The 21,373-nt window shown below is 59.8% G+C and carries 18 protein-coding genes; 7 read left to right on the forward strand and 11 right to left on the reverse strand.

Features of this window, described 5'->3' with window-relative positions; all coding sequences use genetic code 11:
* Positions 1-12: 12 nt before the first annotated feature.
* A complete protein-coding gene (locus ACN9MX_RS20120; protein WP_363828509.1) occupies positions 13-321 on the reverse strand; it encodes a hypothetical protein in 309 nt (102 codons plus the stop codon).
* Positions 322-950: 629 nt separating this feature from the next.
* Between ACN9MX_RS20120 and ACN9MX_RS20125 the strand changes: the two genes are divergently transcribed.
* Positions 951-1,817, forward strand: a complete 867-nt coding sequence (locus ACN9MX_RS20125; protein WP_363828513.1) for an OmpA family protein — start codon at positions 951-953, stop codon at positions 1,815-1,817.
* A 139-nt stretch (positions 1,818-1,956) separates the two neighbouring features.
* Here the strand turns inward: ACN9MX_RS20125 and ACN9MX_RS20130 are convergent, their stop codons facing one another.
* The 4 genes from ACN9MX_RS20130 to ACN9MX_RS20145 all read right to left on the reverse strand — a co-directional run bounded on the left by ACN9MX_RS20130 (position 1,957) and on the right by ACN9MX_RS20145 (position 5,109).
* On the reverse strand, positions 1,957-2,820 hold the full coding sequence (locus tag ACN9MX_RS20130) for an alpha/beta fold hydrolase (RefSeq protein ID WP_363828516.1): 864 nt from the start codon (positions 2,818-2,820) through the stop codon (positions 1,957-1,959).
* Positions 2,821-3,009: 189 nt separating this feature from the next.
* Positions 3,010-3,630, reverse strand: a complete 621-nt coding sequence (locus ACN9MX_RS20135) for a 2-hydroxychromene-2-carboxylate isomerase (protein WP_363828519.1) — start codon at positions 3,628-3,630, stop codon at positions 3,010-3,012.
* Complete coding sequence (locus ACN9MX_RS20140) at positions 3,620-4,324, reverse strand: glutathione S-transferase N-terminal domain-containing protein (protein ID WP_363828522.1); 705 nt, start codon at positions 4,322-4,324, stop codon at positions 3,620-3,622. The genes ACN9MX_RS20135 and ACN9MX_RS20140 overlap by 11 nt, the downstream gene beginning before the upstream one ends.
* Positions 4,321-5,109, reverse strand: coding sequence for an NUDIX hydrolase (locus tag ACN9MX_RS20145; protein ID WP_363828525.1), 789 nt, complete (start codon positions 5,107-5,109; stop codon positions 4,321-4,323). The genes ACN9MX_RS20140 and ACN9MX_RS20145 overlap by 4 nt, the downstream gene beginning before the upstream one ends.
* A gap of 222 nt (positions 5,110-5,331) precedes the next feature.
* Here ACN9MX_RS20145 and ACN9MX_RS20150 point away from each other — a divergent pair, with 222 nt between their 5' ends.
* From ACN9MX_RS20150 to ACN9MX_RS20160, 3 genes are all read left to right on the forward strand, one after another.
* A complete protein-coding gene (locus tag ACN9MX_RS20150) occupies positions 5,332-6,474 on the forward strand; it encodes an acyl-CoA dehydrogenase family protein (protein WP_363828528.1) in 1,143 nt (380 codons plus the stop codon).
* A gap of 51 nt (positions 6,475-6,525) precedes the next feature.
* On the forward strand, positions 6,526-7,551 hold the full coding sequence (locus ACN9MX_RS20155) for an amidohydrolase family protein (RefSeq protein ID WP_363828531.1): 1,026 nt from the start codon (positions 6,526-6,528) through the stop codon (positions 7,549-7,551).
* A 146-nt stretch (positions 7,552-7,697) separates the two neighbouring features.
* Positions 7,698-8,885 carry a CaiB/BaiF CoA transferase family protein gene (locus ACN9MX_RS20160; protein ID WP_363828534.1) on the forward strand — a complete coding sequence of 396 codons (1,188 nt, stop codon included), beginning with the start codon at positions 7,698-7,700 and terminating at the stop codon, positions 8,883-8,885.
* Positions 8,886-8,940: 55 nt separating this feature from the next.
* On the opposite strand, the gene ACN9MX_RS20165 is transcribed toward ACN9MX_RS20160, so the two are convergent.
* The 3 genes from ACN9MX_RS20165 to ACN9MX_RS20175 are packed head-to-tail and all read right to left on the reverse strand — an operon-like array spanning position 8,941 to position 12,526.
* Positions 8,941-9,459, reverse strand: coding sequence for a nuclear transport factor 2 family protein (locus ACN9MX_RS20165; protein ID WP_363828537.1), 519 nt, complete (start codon positions 9,457-9,459; stop codon positions 8,941-8,943).
* 28 nt (positions 9,460-9,487) lie between these two features.
* The gene (locus ACN9MX_RS20170) at positions 9,488-10,876 is read right to left on the reverse strand and encodes an FAD-dependent oxidoreductase (RefSeq protein ID WP_363828540.1); all 1,389 of its coding nucleotides are present in this window, start codon (positions 10,874-10,876) and stop codon (positions 9,488-9,490) included.
* Positions 10,877-10,891: 15 nt separating this feature from the next.
* Positions 10,892-12,526, reverse strand: a complete 1,635-nt coding sequence (locus ACN9MX_RS20175) for an FAD-dependent monooxygenase (RefSeq protein WP_363828543.1) — start codon at positions 12,524-12,526, stop codon at positions 10,892-10,894.
* A 194-nt stretch (positions 12,527-12,720) separates the two neighbouring features.
* Between ACN9MX_RS20175 and ACN9MX_RS20180 the strand changes: the two genes are divergently transcribed.
* Positions 12,721-13,719 (forward strand): LysR substrate-binding domain-containing protein, encoded by a 999-nt coding sequence (locus tag ACN9MX_RS20180; RefSeq protein ID WP_363828547.1) that lies wholly within the window; start codon positions 12,721-12,723, stop codon positions 13,717-13,719.
* Positions 13,720-13,795: 76 nt separating this feature from the next.
* On the opposite strand, the gene ACN9MX_RS20185 is transcribed toward ACN9MX_RS20180, so the two are convergent.
* On the reverse strand, positions 13,796-15,448 hold the full coding sequence (locus ACN9MX_RS20185) for a class I adenylate-forming enzyme family protein (protein ID WP_363828549.1): 1,653 nt from the start codon (positions 15,446-15,448) through the stop codon (positions 13,796-13,798).
* 353 nt (positions 15,449-15,801) lie between these two features.
* Between ACN9MX_RS20185 and ACN9MX_RS20190 the strand changes: the two genes are divergently transcribed.
* Positions 15,802-16,611 carry an enoyl-CoA hydratase/isomerase family protein gene (locus tag ACN9MX_RS20190; protein WP_363828552.1) on the forward strand — a complete coding sequence of 270 codons (810 nt, stop codon included), beginning with the start codon at positions 15,802-15,804 and terminating at the stop codon, positions 16,609-16,611.
* 126 nt (positions 16,612-16,737) lie between these two features.
* Here ACN9MX_RS20190 and ACN9MX_RS20195 read toward each other — a convergent pair whose 3' ends face one another.
* Positions 16,738-18,786 carry an NADPH-dependent 2,4-dienoyl-CoA reductase gene (locus ACN9MX_RS20195; protein ID WP_363828555.1) on the reverse strand — a complete coding sequence of 683 codons (2,049 nt, stop codon included), beginning with the start codon at positions 18,784-18,786 and terminating at the stop codon, positions 16,738-16,740.
* A gap of 207 nt (positions 18,787-18,993) precedes the next feature.
* Between ACN9MX_RS20195 and ACN9MX_RS20200 the strand changes: the two genes are divergently transcribed.
* Complete coding sequence (locus tag ACN9MX_RS20200) at positions 18,994-20,136, forward strand: acyl-CoA dehydrogenase family protein (protein WP_363828558.1); 1,143 nt, start codon at positions 18,994-18,996, stop codon at positions 20,134-20,136.
* A gap of 18 nt (positions 20,137-20,154) precedes the next feature.
* Here the strand turns inward: ACN9MX_RS20200 and ACN9MX_RS20205 are convergent, their stop codons facing one another.
* A complete protein-coding gene (locus ACN9MX_RS20205) occupies positions 20,155-21,189 on the reverse strand; it encodes a zinc-dependent alcohol dehydrogenase (protein ID WP_363829433.1) in 1,035 nt (344 codons plus the stop codon).
* Between the last annotated feature and the right edge of the window lie 184 nt (positions 21,190-21,373).

Raw genomic sequence — 21,373 nt, forward strand, 5'->3', positions numbered from 1 at the left:
AATCAGGCGAAGTCAAGCTGCGAGCGTACCCTGCGTCGAGGGGAGCAAAAGCTTTTCAGCCAGAGCGAGGCATTCTTCCAGTGACGGCCCCACCAGATGCGTGTCATGTCCATCCCAATGCCGAATACTCAACTCCCACAGAGTTTCGCCATCGATGCAGGCGGCACGGGCATCATGACCGGAGAATAGCAACGTTTCCCCAATCCGTTCCCGGTGGAGAAGATGACGAGCGACCGTTGTGTGGCTTTCATGATGCGCATTGAAACGCAACTGGATATTTTCGCTGTGGGCCGCCACCCAGGGAAGAAAATTGCTGTCCATTGTCCGGCCTGCTTTTCTTGAGGCGGGCTTCATAGTGGTCCCACTCAGGACCAATACTCCCAGCCCTGCGCAATGTTCCTCAAAATTTCCCTTCTTTACGCAGATCAATCAAATAGGGCGTCCCCGCGGAACAGGGGCGGCTGAGTCGTGTCGGATATGCATTACAGATATACCGATCCCGCGGCGGTCAGGTGAAGGAGAATAGTCGTTCGACCAATGCCAAGAGGATGTTTCAAAAGGACAAATAGCGGACTGTTCAAATTCCGTTGTTATTTCAGCACTTCTCCCGCCCAGGCAAAAATCGCCATATCGGCTGAATATAGCGGGCATCTATTGGCCCGTAGGGACGAGTATGACGGCAAGATCGCCCAAGGCGCTTCCTTCGGTTCGTCGCAAGATGCGCTCCAACTGCCTAAACAACTACTGGACTGCGCCAGACTGTTCATGCAGCAGAAAGGTCAAGGTTAACAGGCAGAGCACCCATGGCGCTCGCTCGTGGCGTCATGAAGGATTTGTGGGAAGACAATGGAGGGGTTTCTGACAGCCGAACACGCCATCATGCGAACGGCAGTCGGACGAAAAGCTGCGGTAACGCAGGCCCGACTGATCGAATTTGGAGGAGCAGCGTGATGAGTGTCATATCCAACAGCCCGAAATATCTGTTCGTTCTTGCCCTGCTGGCCGGCGCTTCGTCGGGCAGCCTGGCAGCACAGACGCAGGATCCGCCGTCAGCCGATGTATCTGCGACCGCTTATCTCCCGGCAGAGAAGACCGAAGGGCCGGAAATCAAGGGCATTATTTCTGCGCGCAGCGGCGACAAGATGCAGGTGACTGCGGCCGACGGCACCAAGTCGGTCATCGTCATCGACGACGCCACGAAGATCAGCGCCAGCAAGGGCTTTTTTGGCCTCAACCGCAGCAGGCTGGCTGCAGCCTCCCTGCTGAATGGCCTGCCGGTCACGGTCAAGACATTGCAGTCGGGCGGAGGCCTGGTGGCGAGCCAGATCAATCTTCAGAACAAGGATCTGAAGACAGCGTCGATGATTCAGAACGGCACCGCCCAGGGTTTTGAGGAACAGACGGCGGCCACTGCCGCACTGCGCGGCCGGATGGGCGAGATCGACCAGTATAATGTGAAAAGCACGACGAACGTCAATTTCGACACGGGCAAGGCCGTGCTGTCCGCACAGGCCAAGAACGACCTTTGCGCGACTGCGGCAACGGCCGAGGGGATGAGCAATGCCCTCCTGCTGGTAGTCGGCTATACCGATTCGACCGGAGGCGATGAATTCAACCAGGTACTGAGCGAGAAGCGCGCCGGCCGTGTGGTGAATTATCTGCAGCAGGCCTGCGGCTGGAAACCTTATCGCATGTTGACGCCCACCGGCATGGCCGAGGCTGATCCCCTGGCGAGCAATGACACCGTGGAAGGCAAGGCGCAGAATCGCCGTGTGGCGGTGAACATTCTTGTCAGCAAGGGGCTCGACGGCCTTTAAGATGCGTGGGGTGGACAGCAGTCTACCCCACCATGCTTTTCCAGCATCTGTTCAGCGCTGGGCTGAACAGATGCTGGAACTGCCGACACAAATTCGGCACTATCCATGTGACGGCCTTCGACAGCCACATTATTCAGGATCAACGGTCTACGAGCGGGTGATGTTTGGCCAGGAAGGCAAAAACGCCCTCGTTGAACGCATCGTTGCGATCGCCCGCGACCATGTGTCCGGCTCCGGGCACATTGAAAACCTCCGTCTGCGGCACCCGCTGTAACATGTCGGAGACGCTTTCATCATCGACGATATCGCTGTTTCCGCCCCTCACCAAAAGAGTGGGCACCGTCACCGCGCTGCTCACCTCTTCCAGTTGGCGCAATCTTGAGGGCGGCTCCGATGTCGGCCGCTGCGCCATGAGACGCGGATCCCAATGCCAGTGAAGACGTCCATCGTCTCGCAGACGCAAATTCTTCATCAAACCTGATAGATTGCGGGGCCGGGGGCGATCGGGATTATAGGCGGCAATTGCGGCCGCAGCCTCCTCCAGCGTGGCAAAGCCATTTGGATGGCTTGTCATGAAACGATGTATTTTATCAACGCCGGCCGCCGCCGGGCGGAGAGCGATGTCCACCATCACCAGTGCGCTGACCGATGGAGCAGCGCCACTGCCGATTGCGAAAAAGCTCGTTATACCGCCCATGGAAGCACCGACAAGCGCGACGGGTCCACTGAGGGTTGAAAGGATCACACGCAAATCCGACGCCAAGGCAGGAAGGGAATAATCGCCAGTCGGCGACCAGTCGCTATCGCCATGGCCGCGGGCGTCATAATTGATCACCAGGTACCCTTGCTCGATCAGCTTCGTCATTGCGCCGGACCAGGAATGGCGGGTTTGCCCGCCACCATGCAGCAGAACCACGGCGGGCGCTTCGAGCGACCCACCAATATCGCCAACAAGTGTCAGCCCATCCGAATTGCGATAGTGCCTCAGCGACAAATCAATCATCCGGGCGGTCTAGCAACGGCATGAGACCAGGTAAACCGCTGGCCGCAGATCGGACGGTCTTTCGCGTGACGTGCTATACGGTCGAACCACTGCGCGAAGGACTGGATCCGATCGAGGTCGAGGATGTATCAGCCGTCCACAAGCTCGACAGAGGGTCGCGAAATGCAGGACGGCGGCGGCGTACGCCCCTCAGCCGACGACGCGCGCCCGGCTCATCCGGGCATTCACAAGCGGTAGCGAATCCACGCCGAAATACATGTCGGTGTCATCGAGGAAGAATGTAGGCACGCCAAAGGCACCGCGCGCAATGGCCTCGTCGACTTCAGCGCGCAGGGCGTCCTTGACCTCCTGCATGGCTATGCGGTCCAACAGCCATGGTCCATCCACCCCGACCCGATCGCATATATCGAGCAGGACCGCATCTTCGCCAAGCGGCCGCTCGTCGCGGAAGATCGCCTGGAAGCAGGCGCGCGCGAAAGGAACAAGTTTACCCACCGGCCGAAGGACGAGGCATGCGCGCATCGCCCGGACGCTGTTCACAGGGTGTCCGGCCGGCGGAAAGGCGATCTTCACGTCGGTCACGTCCGCCCAATCCTGCATGACTTTCAGGTGATAATCGACCTTGCGCTTCGGCATTTTGTCCTTTGACTTGAAATATTCGATGCCAGGGTTCACCGCATTGAAGATCCCGCCAGCCAGCACAGGGCGCCAATCCACGCTGATGCCAAAGCTTTCTGCCAACGGAATGACGCGTTCGAAGGCGAGATAGCTCCACGGGCTGGAACAATCGAAAAACATTTCAAGCTTCATTTTTCTGCTCCTCAAGACCTTGGGGTCGTTGGAAGGCGTGGGAGCGCATGGCATCGATGCCGCCGCCCGCGGCAATGCCGCGCTGTACGGCCGGACGCGCGCGCAAGAGCGCGAACCAGGCCTGGAGCGCTGGATAGTCGTTCAGGCTCAAGCCCTGTGCCTTGTGCGTCATGATCCAGGGAAAGCATGCCATGTCCGCAATGGAGTAGTTGTCGCCAGCCACAAAGGCCCCGGTTCGCGCGAGTTGGGCATCCAGCACGGCATATAGCCGCCGGACTTCGCCGCCAAATCGGGTGATGGCGTAGGGCAGCTTTTCCGGTGCATAGAATAGGAAATGCCCGTTCTGTCCCGCTGCCGGACCCAGGCCCGCGGCCTGCCAGACAAGCCATTGGATCACGGCGTAGCGATCATCCGGCGCGGGATCGAGAAACCTTCCCGTCTTTTCCGCCAGATAGAGCAGGATCGCTGCACTCTCGAAGATGGCCTGTGGCTGCCCGTTCATCCCATGGCGGTCGACCAGCGCAGGGATCTTGCCATTCGGGCTGGCGGCAAGGAACCCCTCCGGCAATGTCCCGGCCGATGTCACGGGGCAGATTCGATAAGGCAGTCTCATTTCCTCCAGGCAGATGGTGATCTTCCATCCGTTCGGCGTAGGCGCGTAATAAAGCGCGAGATCGGGGCCGGTTTCGGTCATGGCACTTGTAGCGTGGACAGCAGGCGACGAGTGAGGGGATAGCCGCTGTCGTCCGGTATGGAGATCCAACTCTTCCCGCTGTCATCATCATGCAATTGCGGCGAAATCGGCCGACATTCGATTGTCGCCAGATGTGCTTCCGCCGCCGTAAAGTTGGGATGCTCCGCCAGGCGTTCCAGATTGCACAAAGTCGGGAAAATGACTTTTGCAAGCCCTGCTTCCGCTTCGGCGATCGCATCAGTTGCGGTGATCCAGAGCGCCCGGCCCACCTCGTCCGGGTCGACCCGAACAGTGCGATCACCGTCGTGCCGCGCAATATAGAAGCGCGTGTCGAAACGACGATGCGACAGGCGAGGATGCCACTGTGCCCAAGGGCGCAGCGCCAACATATCGAGGCTGATCCCCGCTGTCGCGAGCAGGCTGCTGAACAATGCCCCCTCTTTCAGCGCGCGTTGCATGGCCGGCACATCGACCGCGCCTCGCTGCGCGAAGCCCACGGCCAGGCCGGTTTCTTCCAGCGTCTCGCGAATGGCAGCCACGCGATGAGAGCGTTCGACCCGGTCCTCAACCTGAACATCGACGAACCTGGCATCGGTCGCGATCACGCCATCGTCCTCGTCCACCTGCCCGCCCGGAAATACCAGCGCGTTGGGTGCGAACCGAAGTTTAGCGCTGCGCTGGATCATGAGATGTTCCGCAGCTCGGTCCGGGCGGTCTGAGAACAAGATCAATGTCGCCGCGGCGGTACCGCAATTCGCCTCTACGGCTTTTTCGCTCTCGCTCATCCTGTGCTCCCCGCGCCGTTCGACCATTTCTTGTCATAAATAGTGCAATCGAACTATATATGGCGATAAAATTGCCTATAGCCCCAGCGAAATATGACGATTCCATATTTCCGTTGGTTGCATCGAATATAAAACGATGCTTTATCTTCAGTGAGCCAATGAGGATGATGCGGCGCCCGGTACGGGCTTCAATATCTGTCCGGTTGCATAGGAGAGTCTGAGATGCTCGACGTCAGCGGGCGCATGGGATTTGAGGATAGTCACGCGCAATTCCGAGATTCCGTGCGCAGATTTCTCGCCAGGGAAGCCGAGCCCTACCTCGATCAGTGGGAGGCTGAGGGCATCACCAGCAGAGCCTTTTGGAGGGCAGCTGGCGAGGCGGGATTGCTCTGTTCGAGCATGCCGGAGGCCTATGGCGGCGTTGGTCTCGATATCTCCTATGATCTCGTATTTCTCGAAGAGCTTTTTTATATCAACGCGCCGGTGGGTGTCAGTCTCCAATCCCTGATCACCGCACCCTATCTTTTGAACTACGGTTCGGAAGAACTCAAAGCCCGCTATTTGCCGGGCATGATCAGCGGCGAAATCGTCACGGCTTTGGGAATGACGGAGCCAGGCGGTGGATCAGACGTCAAGAATTTGCGCACTACCGCACGTCGCGATGGTGATCATTATGTCATCAACGGCAGCAAGCTGTACATTTCCAACGGCCTTTTGTCTGATCTCGTATTTCTGGCGGTGCGGACGGGAGAAGAGGGCGCCAAGGGCGTTTCGCTGATCCTGGTGGAGGCCGATACACCCGGCTTTGAGCGGGGACGCAATCTGGACAAGATCGGCCTGCATGGCGCTGATACGTCCGAATTGTTCTTCAACGACATGCGGGTACCTGTCTCCAACCTTCTGGGCGAGGAAGGGCAGGGCTTCCGCTACATGATGTCGGAGTTGGGGCAGGAAAGACTCGCCATCTCGACCAGCGCGCAAGCCCAGGCGCAGCGGGCCTTCGACGAAGCCGTCCGCTTCGTCAAGGAACGAACGGCGTTCGGTCAGCCGATATTCGAATTCCAGAACACGCGGTTCACCCTGGCCGACATGGCGACGCGGTTGCAGGTGGGATGGGCGCATCTCGACTGGGCGCGGACGCGGCATTTGCAGGGTCTGCTTCGCTCGGAAGAGGCGGCCGCGGCCAAATTGTGGCATTCGGAGAATCTTTGGCACATCGTTGACGCGGCGCTGCAACTTCATGGCGGCGCCGGGTACATGAACGAATATCCGATAGCCCGGCTTTGGCGTGACGCGCGCATTCACCGCATCCATGGCGGAACTTCGGAAATCATGAAGGAAGTGATCAGCCGGAAAATTCGTTAGGCGGTGTAATCTGGGCCTACGACCGGCCCGGAAATCGAAAGGAATAATGGGTTGTCCAGCTTCATTGATGTCCATTCGCATGTCTCGCCGCTTTCTTTTCCTGCGGCCCCAAATGACAAGGTCGCATCGCGTTGGCCGTGCATGCAGTGCCAGTCTTCTATTGAAGGCACGTTGATGATTGGCGAGACGCCTTTCAGGAAGCTGGATGCGCGTTCCTGGGATGTAGCACGCCGGATCGAGGACATGGACCGGGATGGCGTGGACGTGCAGGTCCTTTCGCCCATGCCGGAACTGCTGTCCTATTGGCTCGACGTCGATGACGCGCATATAGTGTGCGACGCAACCAATCACTTGATCGCCAGCATGGTCTCTGCTGCTCCATCGCGTTTTAGAGGGCTGGGGTCGGTTCCCTTGCAGGACCCGCATGTCGCGGCTCGCATGGTTTCACGACTGAAGGCGGAATTCGGCCTGGTGGGAATTGAAATCGGCAGCAATATCAATGGAAAGCTGCTCGGCGGCTCAGAATTTGATCCCTTCTGGGAAGCCGCCGAAGCGGAAGGCATGGCGGTTTTCATTCATGCGCTTCATCCTATTGCGGCAAAGACGCTCCCGGCTGATGTTGGCTTCACAGGATTTGCCCTTTTCCCGGTGGACACCGGCATGACAGCGGCCGCAATCATCATGGCGGGCGTGTTGACCCGTTTTCCTCGCCTGCGTGTAGCCTTCAGCCATGGAGGAGGCACGCTCGGCGCGATGTTGGGGCGGTTGCAGCTCGGCTGGCTGGGCACCAATGGATTTGAAGGGAAAAGCACTATCGGTCCGATCGATCAGGCGCGCCAATTCTTTTACGATACAAATGTCTATGATCCGGACTATCTCACCTATCTGGCAACGCAAATGGCACCTGGGCAGGTGTTCGCCGGCACGGATTATCCCTATATGATCATGCAGACGGACCCGGCTCGCTGGATACGCTCAATCGGCTTACCCACCGAAGCAGAGCACAGCATCTGTTCGGGGGCAGCCGCCCGATTCCTCGCCGAAACTTCTTGGACGGCGATGACAACTTCGCGCTGACGCCCCCTTCCGAACGGCCCATGATATCATGGGGACGTCTCGATCTTGATGATGGGTCTTGGTTGCAGATGTAATTCAGCATAGATAAAACATCTGTATAAATTGATGCAGCAGTGCCATGCACAGGCTGGACGGAGATGGAATTCATGGCGAATGAAGCGAGCAGAGGTCCCCTTGCCGGCATCAAGGTGCTGGAGATCACCCAAATGGTGGCTGGTCCGCTGGCCGGGACGATGCTGGCGGACCTTGGGGCATCGGTGGTCAAGGTTGAGGGGCTGAAGGGAGATCCCTTCCGGAACGTCAAGCCGCAGCATAAGGGCATGTGCTCACATTTCTTTGCGGTCAATCGGCATAAGCGCAGCATAGCGCTGGACCTGAAGAGCGAAGAAGGGCGCGCCGTCGCGCAATCGCTCGCGGCGGAATGCGACGTCATGCTGGTGAACGCGCGGCCGGCGGCACTGCAGCGGTTGGGGCTCAATTATGAACAGCTCAAGCTCAGCAATCCTCGCCTTATCTATGTGATGATAACCGGCTTCGGACCCGATGGGCCTTATGCCGACAGGCCGGCTTTCGACCAGGTGATTCAGCCTCTCACCGGGGCCATGGCGTTGCAGGGACCTGAAGGGCCGCCGATGCCGCTGCGGTCCATGTTCGTGGACAAATACGCAGCCAGCACCGCAGTCAGCGCGGTCAACGCGGCGCTCTTCCACAGGGAGCGTAACGGCGGCGAGGGGCAGTTGATCTCTGTTCCGCTGATGAAATCCTTCGCCTTCTTCTCGCTGGTCGACAATCTGCATAACCTTTGTTTTATCGAAGGGGACGAACGCACGCCGGTCATCAATATCACCCGCCCGTTTCGAACAGCCGACGGAATGTTCATGGGACATATTCAGACGGACGAACAATTCGCGGCGATCAGCAGGGTACTGGATGTAGAACATCTTCTAGAGGATGATCGATTTTCCAACCCGATCAGACGTGTCCAGAATTACGAAGCCTTGTGGCACGAACTGGAAAAGGGTGCGCTGAAATTCACATCGATGGAACTGGAGGAGATCGCCGTGCGCGAGGGCCTTCCAGTAGGCAAGGTCAATACGGTCGAGGAGTTTCTTGCCGATCCGCAGGCGCGTCACCTGGAATGTGTCAGGGAGTATGACACAGAGGACTATGGGCCGGTGCGTGTCGCCGCTCATCCTGTCGACTATTCCCATTCGCCCGCTACGGTGGGCGGTGTAGCGCCCAGGATCGGGCAGCATAGCGATCAGATCTTGCGCGAAATCGGGATCGACGAAGAGCAGATCAATGCAATGCGGGCATCCGGCGTCATCTGCTGACCGTCGGGGATATATCGAAGATGTGAGCGCATGGCCGACACATCAGAACCAAGCGTTATAATCTGTCGAGCTTTAATTGGCCGGCGATCGGTCGTCCAAAGGCGAATGCGGAGATGATCGGATTATAATATTCGCGATAATGCCGGACCCTGCCATCATCCAGATCGATGCGCAGGACATAGCGATTGCGATATTCGGCGCCCGTTGTCATCGTGACATGCCCTTGCCCTTCGAAGAAGATGCGGGATCCATCCGAACTGACGAAAAGCTCCATCTCCGTGAAGGGGTGCAACTGCTTTTCGAACTGGAAAGCGGCTCGCCAGAAGTCGAGGCATTCCGGAATTCCCTGATAGACGCGAAAAAAGCCGGATTCAGTTCGTCCGCTTTCGCTGAACGGCAGGTCGATGACGATATCCTCGTGCATCAGCGCCTCAAGACCTGCGAGATCCTTGGTTTCAAGCGCGAGCTGCCAGGCCCGCAAAACCGACAAGGAGCGCACCCGTTCTTCAGCGTCATCCGGCGGACTGTCATAGCCTTCAATCAAGGCGTCGAGATGTGTCGATCGGTCCCGCATGCCACTCATCATGCCTCCGGAAATTGATTCAGGCGCCCGGCTGACCCGCCGCGGCGCGTCCCGCCAGCATTCCGAACGTCGCCGATGAGGAAAGCGACGTGCCGCTGAGATAGCCGGCTCCATGGAAACCGCCAACGACCTCGCCCGCCGCGTACAATCCCTGGATCGGCTCACCCATCCAATCGGTGACCGCCATGTCCCCGTTTGTGGTGATCCCACCATAAGTGGAGGTCAGCGCATTGGCGGTGGCTGCAATGCAATAGGGCGGCGCATCGACCGTCATGAGGTTGCTGGTCCGTCCAAAATCCGGATCGCTGCCATTGCGAACATTGGCGTTGTAGCGTTTTACCGTCGCTTCCAGAGCATCCGGATCGATCGCCATCGCCCGCGCCAGATCGGCGATCGTATCGGCCGTCCGGATATAACCGGCAGCGATGCCTTCGGGATAATTGTTGACCGAGCTGTCGTCAAACGCCGTTTCAAGCAGCTTGCTGTCGAACAGCTGGAAGGCGATGCCCCCCGTTTGCGCCATGCCCGCGCCGCCCAGCGCCTTGTAAGGCTGCCCTTCGTTGACAAAGCGCTGGCCCTCGGCGTTGACCATGATGCCGCCCGACAGGAAGCTGAAGAGCAATGGCGGAACCTCATCCGCACCCTGCACGCCATGGGGATAGTTGCGAATGGCGCCACCGAAGGAGCCGGAGACGTAGCCCAGATCCGCAAGCCCCGCCCCGAGATCGCATGCCAGCATGAGACCATCGCCAGTGTTCGCGACTCCTCCATGCTTGACGGCGCTCAGCAGTTCCGGCGCGAACACACCGATCAGTTCGCGCGAACGCGAAAATCCGCCGGTGGCAAGGACGATGCCGCGTTTCGCCTCGATTGACATGACTTCGTCGCCATAAGCGACCATGATTTCGCGCACGCGGCCCGTTTCCCCATCGCGCATCAGCTTCATACCGGCGCATTTCGATGCGTAGACGATGTTGGGATGGGCAAGGGCCGCCATGTGCATGTTGGTGACCACCCGACCCGTACCGGTTTCGTGGAGGCATCGGTCCATCGAATTGAGTTTGAACTTTGCGCCATGATCCTTGAGGAAGTGATAGGCTTCCAATTGATGCTTGACGAATGCGTCGACCAGCACCGGGCTGTTCCGGTTCTTTCCGGACGCGAAAAGACGCTGGCGCAGCACTTCTGGACCGTCATCAAAGCCTGCTTCCTGCATCAGGTCAGTGCCCGCAAAGATGAAGCCCCCCCCGGCCATGGCTGAACTGCCGCCCGCCTGAGACGCTTTTTCGAGGAAAAGGACCTGGGCGCCGAGTTCGGCAGCCTCCAGCGCGGCGCAATGTCCGGCAATGCCGCCGCCAAGCACGACCACATCGGCAGAATGGGGAATTTGACCCGTTTCGCGTATCATCGGCTCTTCTCCCGATCAGGCGTCATAGCCGGCGCCGTGTCCCGTCGCGAGGCGGGCGATGCCCCATGCCCCTTCGGGATAGCCCCTGCCGCGCCAGGCGATGTGAAGATCGGGGCGCAACAGGAAAACCGAGCCCTTCAACGTATCACGAACATGAGGCTCGTCCAGCCTGATGACATCAAGTGGCGCGCCGATTTCGGCAAAGGCGGACTCCATCTCGGCGCTGTCATATGTGCCGGTCAGATCGAGCAGAGTGTAATCGTCGCCAAGCACATCCTGCAAAGCGCGTCCGTCCTTCAACCACATATGCGGAATACGAATGCCGGGCCGACCGTGGGGAACGATGCGGCTGAATTCCCAATGGGGCATATTGCCGGGTTCATGCGCCACGAGCGTGGAGCCTGCGTAGGAATAGCAGGTTTCTGCACCGACCATGCCGTGCATGCGCCCGTGCTGGCGCACGAAGGTGGCGCCCAGCCGCTCGCGCGCGGCTTCGCCCACGGGACCGAATTCATATACCTCCCGCGTGATGGTGGCGGGCCAGTAGGCCGCACCGTCGGCGGCCCAGCCCGACGCCTCGATGTTTCGCTGCGCGACCGGGCGTCTTTCTAACTCGTAGGAGTTGAGCAGTTCCGGTCCGCCCCATCCATGGATCGTTCCGGCGAGTTTCCACGAAAGATCGATCGCGTCGCCGATGCCGGTATTCATGCCAAGGCCGCCCGTAGGGATCACAAGATGGACAGAATCGCCGGCCAGCAGCACACGGCCTTCGCGGTAGCGCTCCGCGAGGCGGAGATGCGGCCGCCAGGTCAGCACATGTTCGATGTCGATTTCGCAGTCGAAACCGATATGCTCGCGCAGGACCTTCCTGAAATCCGTGTCTTCGGGCAGCGGCGTGTGAAAGGTGAATTCCTGGCGAGACCCCTGGGCCACCAGCGATCCGCCGGAGAGGAAGCTGTAGTGGCGGCCCTTCGGCACAGCCATCCGATCGTAAAGATCCTTCGATTTGAAGATGACCTGGCGCATATCGGTGGGCGCGGAAACACCCGTAAGCCTGATGCCCAACTGCTTGCGCACCGTGCTGCGTCCGCCGTCGCAGCCCACCAGGTAACGGGCGCGGAATGTCTCCACCTCTCCGCTGCCGTCGGTGCGTTGCGCCTTAACCGTGACGCCAGTTTCATCCTGTTCGATGCTCGACAATTCCAGACCGTAGCGAACGGTCGTGTTTGGCGTCTCGCTTTCTGCGACTTCCCGCAACAGCGGTTCGATCGCATTCTGGGAGACAAGCTGATAGGGTTCTAGCGGGATCGTGCCGTCGTTCGTGGCGGCCACCAGGGCGCGCTTTTCATCGACGCAAGGGAAGGCGATCTGAGCCAGGGGCGGCTCGTTCATCGTCCGGACCAGCAACACATCCATCGGATTATCGCCCGGATAGCCCAGCGCGCGAATCCGATCGACTATGCCCATCCGGCGGTAGATTTCCATGGTACGGGCGTTCGACCGGTCCATTTTAGGCCAGGGAGCGGTGCTTGGATCGCGTTCCATGATCATGGTACGGATGCCCCGGCGGCCCAGGTCGATGGTCATCGTCAAACCGACCGGGCCGGCGCCGGCGATGATTACATCGAAATCGAATGCCTCTTCGCTCACCGCGATGTCTCCTCTCCGACGTATTGTTCTTGCCGGATTGATGCCGTTTGCATGTCGGGGGCGGCAGTGACAATTTTGTCAAACCGGGTATGCGATCTGAAGGCCGCTTCCTTGACCGCCAAGCACGTCAAGGCGTAGGCTTTCTCCATCGATTTAAAACGATATGATAAGGAGTGATGCCATGGGGAGCCAATGTGCGCTATCGTCTCCCGTCCCTTAACGCCCTACGTGCGCTGGAGGCAGCCGGAAGGCGCGGCAGCCTCTCCGCAGCGGCCAAGGAACTTGGCGTCTCTGTGGGTGCTGTCAGCCGGCACATAAGCTTGCTCGAGGGCTTTTTCGGCCGCACCCTCCTGCGCCGTCAGACCTCCGGCGTGGAGCCGACGCCCGATTGTGTCGCCTATCTTGCGTCACTTGCGCGCGCGTTCGGCGAGATCGACAGTGCGAGCCACCGCCTCGCGACCGATCGGCAGCGCGACAATAGATTGAGGCTCCGCTTCTACTCGACCTTCACGACCGAATGGTTGGCAGGCCGGCTTTCGGATTTCAGGGCGCTGTACCCCGATATTCACCTCGATCTCAGCCTTTCGATCAAGGACGCCGAGTGGCGGGACGACGATTTCGATATGGCATTGACCGGCAGGCCGCCGCAGGGCGATGATTTCCGCTGCGACAGGCTGTTTGACACGTACCTCGCACTCATATGCTCTCCTGCCTTGCTGAAGGGACGGCAATGGATCGAGCCTCTGGATTTGGAGCGGGAAACCTTTCTCACCTCACCCCGGGAGTCGGAGCTGTGGTTGCCGCTTTTGTCGGCGTTGGATGTGCGCCAGTTCCCTCAGCAGCATCATATCGGATTCGACTCCCTCAGCATGACGTACCAGGCTGCCCGGCAGGGCGCGGGCATCGCGCTTGGCAATCTCTTCCTGATTGCTGATGACCTGCGCGCCCGTCGCCTGATCATGCCCGTCAATCAGATTTTTGACGCCCATCTGCCGCACTATATCGTAACCCGACGGGGCCGCCCCGATGGGCCTGCGCTGACGGCGTTCCGGACATGGCTGTTGCAAGTCACGCGCGATGCCGAGGTGCAGCTTGATGCGCTGTTTCAGGGATATGTGCGCCGCGACCTGCCGATTGATCCGAAGACGCTGGGTTCCGGCACGCCGCCAGCGTGCCGCGCCGCCCTGGATTAGGACACCGGCCTTCCATCGGCTGGAAGGTGCGATAACATTGCTGGATGGGACGTTCCTGATATCGCTTGCAGGCTCGTCACCGAACCGAAATTGTCGTTAGCTCACCATTTCTCACCTGGTCGATCAGGACGAACTTCTGGACCTTGCCAGTTGGATTGAGCGGAAAGGTGTCTGTCGGGACCCACAGGGCAGGAACCTTGAACGACGCCAGCCGATCGCGGCAGTGCTGATGCAGTTCCTCGAAATCGAGCTGGTGCCCATCGGCAGCCTGCACGATGGCGACGATGATCTCACCCCATTTATCGTCAGGAACGCCGATCACTGCGGCTTGCGCGACGTTCGGATGTTCGAACAGGACATCTTCCACTTCGCGGGGGTAAATATTGATGCCGCCGCGGATGATCATGTCCTTCAACCGGCCGGTGATCGACATGTAGCCGCGCTCGTCGAGCATGCCGAGGTCTCCCGACCGCAACCACCCGTCGGGCGTGAACGCCGCGCGGGTTTCTTCCTCCCGCCCATAATAGCCCAGCATGACCTGTGCACTCTTGAAGCACATTTCCCCCTTCTCTCCGGGTGGAAGAGTGGCACCCGTCTGCGGATCACGAATTTCGATCTGCATGCCGGGCAAGGCGCGGCCCAGGGTATTTGACAATTCGTGCGCGCCGTCGCCGATTGCGGTGTTCGTGACCGGCCCGCCAGCCTCGGTCTGGCCGAAACATATCATCATGCGGCAACCGATGCGATCGGTCACCCGTTCCAGCAAGGCGGGCGGCACGGGCGCCGCGCCAGCCACGATAAAATCGATGCTGGAAAGATCATATTTCGCGAAATCCGGCCGATCCAGCATCGTGACCACCATGGTGGGGACCAACAGCATCCCGTTGCAACGCTCGGTTTCGATCAGCTCGAGGGCCAGATCAGGGTCCCATTCACGCATCTGTACGAAGGTGCCATGTTTGGAGATCGTCGCCAGCAATGAAACGACCGCTCCCCCGATATGGTACATGGGCATGGCGTTGAGCCAGACGCCATATTCGGGCAAGCCGCAACAATTGGCGACATTGCGGGGCGGGTTGATCAGGCCATGATGCAGGATCGCGCCCTTTGGCCGTCCGGTCGTCCCCGATGTAAACTGAATGATCACCGGATCACGCGGATTTACGTGCGGCAGTTCGCGCGCAGCGTCTCCGTTCGCCAGGAATGCATCCCAATCGGAAAAGGAAATGAGGGCAAGTTCAGGGAGCGTATTGTCGCGGACTGCCATCGCGACATCGGCAATATCGTTCGCCCGCCAGGAATCTGCATGGAACAGCGCAGTCGCCTCGCAATCCTGCAGAATGCCCGCTAATTCAGCTTCGCGATACATCGGATTGGCGGGAACAAGCACCATGCCCGCCAGCGCGGTGCCGAATTCGAGGATCACCCACTCCGGGCAATTGGGCGAGCACACGGCGATGCGGTCGCCTGGCTGGAAACGGGCAAGAAGCGCGCGCGCGGTCTGCTCGGCTTGCTGCAGCAACTGGGCGTAGGTCCAGCGCCGCCTCCGCGCGGCGTCGGCAACGCCATCGACCATTGCAATACGGTTTCCTGCGTCCTCAGCGGCCCGCCGGATCAGGCCTCCCAATGTCATGTCGAACGACTTGGCATCGAAGGAGGAGTCTCCAACGGCATTTGAGTGTTGCAAGCCTGATCCGTTGGGCTGATCGGCAACCTCGTTCGACACCATCACTCTCCCTGGCGGCTTGATCCGAATGACCCGTCGCGACTATTTATCCTGACGTCTATCGGCCTTGTCGATCCACAGTGTCTGGCTGGCTGAATAGCCTTGCCAGCCAGGCTTTTCGAAGAAACCCTGATGATCGATGTTCTGATGACTGCATGCCGGCTGTCAATTCGTATCCTGTAACTACCAGATATATGGCAGTTTCCGCTTCACCTCGTTCGTCGCTCAAAGTGCTGCTATCCAACTACCCGAAATGAAGTGCGGAATGTCAGCGCTGTCCAATCCCGGGCACGAGAATCCGACGGCGCGCAGGGCTTGTCTGACCGGCAGAGCACAGGAAGAATGGAGAGACGAATATGACCAGCGCCGAAACGTCGCTTACCATCGTTGAAAGGCGCGGGCCGATCGAGATCCTCACGCTCAACCGCCCGGAAGCCCTGAATGCAATGAGCCCTGAGCTGGCGGACGAACTAGCCGCCTATTTTCAGGATCTGCATGCGCGCCGCGACGTGCGCGTTGTGCTGTTGCGCGCGGAAGGACGCGTCTTTTGCGCGGGTGGAGACCTGAATTCCCCGGCCTTTGCAGCGCCTGGTCCAGGACGGGTGCAGCGCCAGTACGACATCCAGATCCGTTATTCGAACGTAATTCGCGCCATGCGGTCCTGTCCGCAACCCATTATCTGCCTGGTCCAGGGTCCGGCGGCAGGTGCCGGATTTTCCCTCACCCTGGCCTGCGACGTGCGATATTGCACCCCCCAGGCGAAGTTTCACGCAGCCTATGTCAGGATAGGCGTCGGCGGCACGGACATGGGATCGGGCTATTTCCTCCCGAAGCTCGTCGGCCTCTCTGTCGCGTCCGAATTCCTGCTGTCCGGGCGTTTCATCTTTCCGGACAGGGCGCTGGCGACCGGTCTGGTGAGCGCGGTGGTCGAAGCGGAAGAATTGCTTGATTGCGGGCTGGAGCTTGCGCGGGACATGCTGAAGGCGTCCCCGATGGGGCTGCGCATGACCAAGGAGTCGATCAATGCGCAAGCGCAACTCGGCAGCATTGAAGCCGCCCTCGCGCTTGAAGACAGGCAGCAGATCATGCTGATGGAAACAGCCGATCATCGTGAGGCGATCGCCGCCTTCAAGGAAAAGCGGCCCCCAAGCTACACGGATAGCTGACCGTACTCTTTCATCAGAGAGAGGATGAAGGTGCGTGAAGCATTGTCACCCAGGATTACGAGAGGATAGGGGGCCGGTTGATGCGTTCAGCAGCGCGACGACTATGTCCGGCGCCAGAACGATGCCTCAGATGCTCAAGGCGAGTCTGGTGGCCTGGTCGATCGCGCGTACGGCATCGAGTTCGCCCGCGACATCGGCGCCGCCGATGATATGCACCCTTTCGACCGGCATCCGGGCAAGCAGTTCCTCATAAAGGGAACGTTGCGATACCTGGCCGGCACAGACGATGATGGTGTCCGCCGCGATCCGGCGCTCTTCTCCATCGACCGCAATCACCAATCCGGCCGGCTCGACACGGCGATATTCCACCCCGCCGAGCATCTCGACCCCGGCTCTTTGAAGCTTGTCCCTGTGAATCCAACTGGTGGACACCGATTGCGCAATGCCGGCGGGCCGCGCATTCTTGCGCTGCATCAGCGTGATATGCCGGCGAGGACGGGCTTCCGCGCGTTGTACGATCCCGCCAGGGGCCCGCAGGCTCATGTCCAGTCCATATTCCTCCGCGAATTCGCTCAGCGTTGGAACATCATCCGGATCGCCGAGCAGGAATTCTGCGACATCAAAGCCGATGCCCCCAGCGCCTATGATGGCGACGTTCGTGCCGACAGGTTTGTGGTTGCGGAGTATGTCGACGTAGCTTAGAACGCGCGGGTCGTCGGCACCGGGAATGTCGAGTTTTCGCGGGACGACGCCGGTCGCGATGACCACCTCATCATAGCCGCCCTGCACCAGTTCGTCCGCGGAACATGGATGATTGAGGCGGATGGAGACATTCTCTTCGGCCAGACGCTGTTCGAAATAGCGCAGCGCCTCGTTGAACTCGAATTTCTCAGGTACTTCGCGCGCCATGAGAAGTTGGCCGCCCAGCCGCTCGCCCGCTTCGAACAAGGTCACATCATGCCCTCGCGCGGCTGCGTTGAATGCGAAATTCATGCCTGCCGCGCCGCCGCCTGCGACTGCGATCCTTTTGGGCAGGGGAGCAGGCGTGACGACCAGATCAATCTCATGCCCTGCCCGGGGATTGACCATGCACGAAACACGCAGGCTCCGCAGCGCGCGGTCTAGGCAGGCCTGATTGCACGCAATACAGGTTGCGATGCTTTCCGGCCGATTAGCCTTGGCCTTGGCCGCGAACAACGGGTCCGCGAGGAGAGGGCGCGCCAATGAGACGAAATCTGCGACACCTGTAGACAGCAGGTCTTCCGCCACTTGTGGATCGTTGATGCGGTTGGACGCTATGACGGGGATGGATACTGCCTCCTTCACCTGCCTTACGGCGTAGGACCAGGCCGCACGGGGGACCATTGCCGCAATCGTGGGTATGAAGGATTCATGCCAGCCGATGCCGCTATTCAACATCGATGCCCCAGCCTTCTCGACAAGCATGGCCAGAGCCTGCGTCTCTTCCAGCGTCATCCCGTCCGGAACGAGATCGACCGCGGAAATGCGGTAGATGACAAGGAAATCGTCAGGCACCTGCTGCCGCACGGCCCGGACGATTTCCTGCGGCAGCCGCACCCGGTTTTCGAAGGAACCGCCAAATGCGTCTATTCGGTCGTTGGTCGCTTTGGCCGTGAACTGATTGATCAGATAACCTTCCGATCCCATGATCTCGACACCGTGATAGCCCAGTTCATGGGCCAAACGCGCCGCCTTGGCGAAATCATCGATCGTCTGCCAGACTGCGTCGGTTGACAAGGCCGTCGGCGCGTATCGGCTGATCCGGGCTTTTAAAGCGGATGCACCAACGCATTCAGGAAGTTTTGCGTAGCGCCCTGCATGAAGCAGCTGCATGCATATCTTCGTCTCCGTGCCGCGCACAGATCCGACGATGGCGCTATGCCATGCTTCATCGCGCCCGCATTCCAGCCAGGGCGCTTCCTCATCCAGTCGACCAACGGCATTGGGGGACACGCCGCCAGTAATGATCAATCCAACACCGCCTTCGGCGCGCTCGCGATAAAATGCGCCAATTCGCTCATCAGCGCGGTCCAGCCGCTCAAGCCCGGTATGCATCGCACCCATGACAAGGCGATTGGACAGCGAAACGCCTCTGCGCCGCCATGCGGCGAACAACCGGGGATAGGCTGGATCTTCTGTCTGCATTTGCGTCATCGGGTTACGCTCCTGACTCGGCTGGTACGCGGACATGCCAGGCAAGACCAGTCGCGCGCTTCCAATTAACGAGGATGCGAAAAGCAGCCGCAAAGCAGGGCTGGGCGCGCTGCCTGTCTTTTACATCAGTGACGATGGACTATCATCCCGATGCCGTTCGGGATCAGCACTGACGCCCAGATTTCACAGCTTTGATGGAGAGGCAGGATGGAGGCCCAGGACATCTACGATGCGCACCGCGCTTATCTGCGGCGCTTTGCGGAGGCTGAAATCAAGCCATTTTCCGCCATCGTCGATGAAGAGGCACGATTTCCAACGGAGTCTATCGCAGCAATCCGTAAGCTTGATCTGCCTGGGCTGGCCTTCCCCGCCGCGTTTGGCGGCGGCGACGGTGACCTGATGGCGCAGGTGCTCGCGGTCGAGGAAATCGCACGGGTTTGCGCCTGCACCGCTCATCTGATGCTCACCAGTTGGGTCGCGATCATGCCGTTGATCGTCGCAGGCAGCGCTGAGTTGAAGGAGCATATTGTACCGCAAGTGGCGGCGGGGCGCGCGCAAGCCAGCTTCTGCCTGACGGAACCCGGCGGAGGTTCCGACGTGGCGGGTATCCGGACGGTGGGCGAACCAACCGCCGGAGGCTGGCGGCTGAATGGCGCGAAAAGATTCATCTCCAACGCCGGAGTTGCCGACTGGTATGCGGTGCTCGCGCGGAATGCGACCGGTGGCTTCGGCATCTTCATGGTCCATCGCGACGATCCCGGCGTCTCCTTTGGCCGAGCGGAACGAAAAATGGGTATGCGGGGATCGCCGCTTGCCGATGTGCTCTTTGTTGATTGCTTCGTGCCGGAGGGCCGCGTGGTGGGTGATCCGACCGCAGGATATGCAACCATGATGGACATATTGACATATAGCCGGCCGCTGATTGCGGCGCATGGGCTGGGCATCGCTCAGGGAGCGCTGGACGAGACGATTGCCTATACCAGCCAGAGGACGCAGTTTGGGCAGCCCTTGTCCCGTTTCCAGATGATCCGCGGCATGGTTGCGGACATGATGGCGGAGGTGGAGGCGGCGCGCAGCCTGCTCTATCGCTGCGTCGCCATTGCCGGAAAGAATGACGAGCGTGCCCGCGCGTTCGCCAGCATGGCGAAGCTGCTATGCACCAACGCGGCGATGTCCATCACGACCAATGCCGTGCAGCTTCACGGCGGTTACGGGTATATCGCGGATTATCCGGTGGAACGAATGATGCGCGACGCCAAGGTCACTCAGATATGGGAGGGGACCAACCAGATTCAGCAACTTCTGATCGCAAAGCACGCTTTCTCGCCGTTTGAGAGTCAGGATTCCTGACGCCACGGCAGGAGCTGTTCAGGCCGCGACGACGACCCGCACCATTCCGGCCGGACGCTGTTCCAAAACAGCGAACGCCTGTTCCGCGTCTTCCAAAGCGAAGCTGTGGGTGACAAGGCCGGCCAGAGACAATTGGCCGCTCCGCACCAGTTCCGTGACGGCCCATAAATCGCTCAACGTCGACGAATAGCTGCCAACGATCTCGATTTCCCGGGTCATGAGGCCAGTGTAGCTAGTGGCCAGCGAAACCCTTTCGTCACGCACCGAACCAAGTACCAGCCGCCCGCCCTTGCGCAGCATGCGGATCGCCTCGTTCGGCGCTGCTTCCGCACCGCTGAAATCAATGACCGCGTCCATTTCGCCAAAATCCGCCTTGCACGCCCGGCCTGCGCCCTCCAGGCCGTGGATCACGGGAATGCCCAACTCGCTGATCCGCCTGGCTGTTCCCTCGCTGTTCACCACCGCGACCAGAGTGACGGCCGGATCAAGCGCGCGGCTTATCTGCAATATGTTGGTGCCCACGCCTCCCGACCCGATCACCGCGAGTTTGCCGCCTTGCGGAAGGTTCGACCGGCGCAGTGCATGGAAGGCGGTGGCGACCGCATCGGGCAACAGAGCCGCCTGCTGGGGGTCCAGGTCGTCCGCCGGCACAAGCCGGTCTGATCGCCAGATCATCTCCTGAGCAAGGCCACCCGCACGATGAACCCCCAGCATTTCGCCGGATGCGCAGTGATTTTCCCGACCAGAGATGCATTCCTGGCATCGCCCGCACGTCAGCAGCGGATGAAGAACGACCTTGGAGCCGGGCTGAGGGCCACATCCAGGATCAGCCTCAATCACTTCGGCCGCAACTTCATGCCCTGGAAATATCGGATAGGCGGCGCCCATGGGCAGCTTCATGCCATGCAACAAATGCAGGTCGGTGCCGCAGATGCCGCATGCCAGCACCTTCAGGCGCGCCCAGCCGGCCGGGCGCGCTTCCTTCGGTGCATTTTCCAGCAACAACTGACCTGGTGAAACAACGAGGCGAAGATTGGCGGGAGCTGTGTCCATCACGGCAACCTATCCCAAAGCGAACTATTGGCCATCACACCTCTCCGTCATCCAGGAAGATAACGAGGTGGCGGTAATAATGCTACAAAGGCTCGGTTTGGCGATGGCCGCGTTGACTCCACGCACGAACTAAAACTAGCGTTTTCTCGACATAGCCACGCATGTTGTCCGGCCTTCAGAGCTC

Source organism: Sphingobium sp. R-21 (genome assembly GCF_049913335.1).
Classification (GTDB): domain Bacteria; phylum Pseudomonadota; class Alphaproteobacteria; order Sphingomonadales; family Sphingomonadaceae; genus Sphingobium.